Annotated in this window: 4 protein-coding genes; all 4 read left to right on the top strand. The window is 28.7% G+C overall.

Annotated elements, in window-relative coordinates; all coding sequences use genetic code 11:
* Window positions 1-192: 192 nt before the first annotated feature.
* Entirely contained in the window at window positions 193-684 is a 492-nt protein-coding gene (locus H8718_RS19935) for a copper amine oxidase N-terminal domain-containing protein (protein WP_249334811.1), read from the top strand.
* Between the two features lie 506 nt (window positions 685-1,190).
* Complete coding sequence (locus tag H8718_RS19930) at window positions 1,191-1,754, top strand: methyltransferase domain-containing protein (RefSeq protein WP_249334809.1); 564 nt, start codon at window positions 1,191-1,193, stop codon at window positions 1,752-1,754.
* A 44-nt stretch (window positions 1,755-1,798) separates the two neighbouring features.
* On the top strand, window positions 1,799-2,041 hold the full coding sequence (locus H8718_RS19925) for a hypothetical protein (protein WP_249334808.1): 243 nt from the start codon (window positions 1,799-1,801) through the stop codon (window positions 2,039-2,041).
* Window positions 2,042-2,124: 83 nt separating this feature from the next.
* Window positions 2,125-2,304 carry a DUF5808 domain-containing protein gene (locus tag H8718_RS19920; protein ID WP_249334807.1) on the top strand — a complete coding sequence of 60 codons (180 nt, stop codon included), beginning with the start codon at window positions 2,125-2,127 and terminating at the stop codon, window positions 2,302-2,304.
* The last annotated feature ends 116 nt before the right edge of the window (window positions 2,305-2,420 follow it).

Genomic DNA, 2,420 nt, shown 5'->3' with positions numbered 1-2,420 from the left:
TCATGGAACAATAGGGTATAAAACACCTATTGCTTACGAAAAAGAATACTACAAACAGAAGAAAGCTAGTTAACTAGAAAATCTCCGTTTGTAGTGTCTAATTTCTTGACATAGTATCATAGTGTTCAAAATAATGTTTGGTGCTTAAATGTTTATAATGATTAAATCCAATTTAAAAGAGGAAAGTATAAAATGAGAAAAGATTTCAGGAAAATAAGCAGATTAGTAGTAGTAGTAATTTCCAGTATAGGGCTAAGCACTTCCATATTAGCTTATAAGTTACCAGAAACGGAAGGGCATTATAAATTGCTACCAATCAACCATATTTACATTAACAATGTAGAGCAACATATTCCAGAGAAGATGGGGATGGCTTATACAGACAATAAATGGAGAACACAAGTGCCTTTGCGTTTTATAAGTGAAAAACTAGGGCATAAGATAGATTGGGTTGACAGTTCAAATGAAATTAAAATAGACCATGGAAAGATTACTTTAAAAATTGATAATCCGTATGCCCTTGTAAACGAAAATGAAGTATTGATGGATAGTGAACCATTCATTGACGAAAATCGGGCATATATTCCTTTGCGTTTCATCTCCGAAACATTGGGTTATACAGTGGAATACACAGTAGAAGGAGTTCAATCTTATATACATATACAGGAGAATACAACGAAATAAAACACAGAAATAGTAAGATAATAAAAGTAGTTTGGAATTTTTATATTACATTTTTGGATAGTATATGTATAATAAATAGAAAAACATGAATACTGTTTAAAGTTTAATAACTAGAGGTTGATTGTGCATAATCTGGCTATATAAAAATATCATTTTAGAGTAGGCGTTATGCCTACTCTTTTTCATTGACTAAAATTATCCTATTATACCCATACTATCTACAAAGGAGTTGGTATAATATGAGATTACTATTCATAGGAATACAAAATTTTTAAAGTGGGTGTGGCCTAATGGCCCTGCTAATTTTATGTGGGCTGTTCAGGAGATTAAAAGAAATTGAAAAAGAGAACTCACAGAGGTAGGTCTATAGCTTACCTCTTATGTTTTGTTTAAATAATGATTTAATTATAAAAATATGATAAAGTCAAAGTAAGAAAAAATGATATTTGTTAACTTAATAAATTTTAGTTTAAATGTTATATAGAGATAAAGAGGAGAATTTAAAAATGAAATATATGGGTGATAGTGATTGGTGGAATACACGATTTAAAGATAGAAAATTAAACATTATGATGCATGAAAAACGTTTAGAAGATGATCTTATATATTTTCCTACAAAAGGAAAAATATTAGATATTGCTTGTGGTGATGGGAGAAATGCGATTTATTTAGCACGATTAGGATATGAAGTGATTGCTTTAGATTTTTGTGAAGAAGCATTAAATAGGTTAAATTATTTCATAGAAAAGGAATCTCTTAAAATCCAAACTAAGTTATTAGATTTATCAAAAGATGATAGTTTTATTAATTTAGATAAAGTTGAAGGAATTATAATTAATCACTATAGGCTAAAACCCAAGTTGTATAGCAATTTAATGAACTACGTTAATAATGATGGCATTTTATGGGTTAATGGTTTTATTCAAATTCCAACTGATAATCCTAATATTACTGAATTAGACATACTAAGAGAAAGTGATTTTACATCTTTGAATACCTATAGGTTAGAAAATAAAGAGATATATGAGATAAATCAAAGAAAGTTTATGAGGTGCATTTGGAGAAAATAATGTATTAAAGAAATTTGATATATTTTGTTGGAGGGAATAGCGTCTTGAAAGATACTAAGAGAGATTTTTACGAAGCTGTTAATTATGGTAGAGAAATAGAATTTAGCTATAATGGGAAGCATTATTTTGAAAGTAGAGATAGTGATCATGATTGGTATATATATTGTGAAGAAACTAAGGAAAAGCAACAGTTTCCCTCAGCTAATAAATTATTATTGAAAGCTATGCTAGAAGGGAAAAATATTAATGATATTTGGGAAGACATTAATATTGTGTGCATTCTATGATTGCAAACTACCGTTTAACAAAATATTTAGTTTAAGTGATTGGGTATTTATTGGACACAGATTATATATTTAAGGGGGCTATTATGCAAAAAAGAAAATGGACATACGAAGAAAGACAGCTGTGGATTAAAGCTAAAAATAAACCATTTCCTTTATTTTATTATAATAAAGAAGATAGTGCTATTTTTATTAGAAAGCGATATGGAATTGCTTGGACTTTAAATTGGGGAAATCCTTGGTCTTATATAATAATGATGATTTGATACTATGTCAAGAAATTAGACACTACAAACGGAGATTTTCTAGTTAACTAGCTTTCTTCTGTTTGTAGTATTCTTTTTCGTAAGCAATAGGTGTTTTATACCCTATTGTTCCATGA

The sequence above is a fragment of the Zhenhengia yiwuensis genome (assembly GCF_014384995.1).
Lineage (GTDB): Bacteria > Bacillota > Clostridia > Lachnospirales > Cellulosilyticaceae > Zhenhengia > Zhenhengia yiwuensis.
The sequence above is the reverse complement of the archived record's forward strand: the minus strand, read 5'-3'. Positions and strand labels throughout refer to the sequence as shown.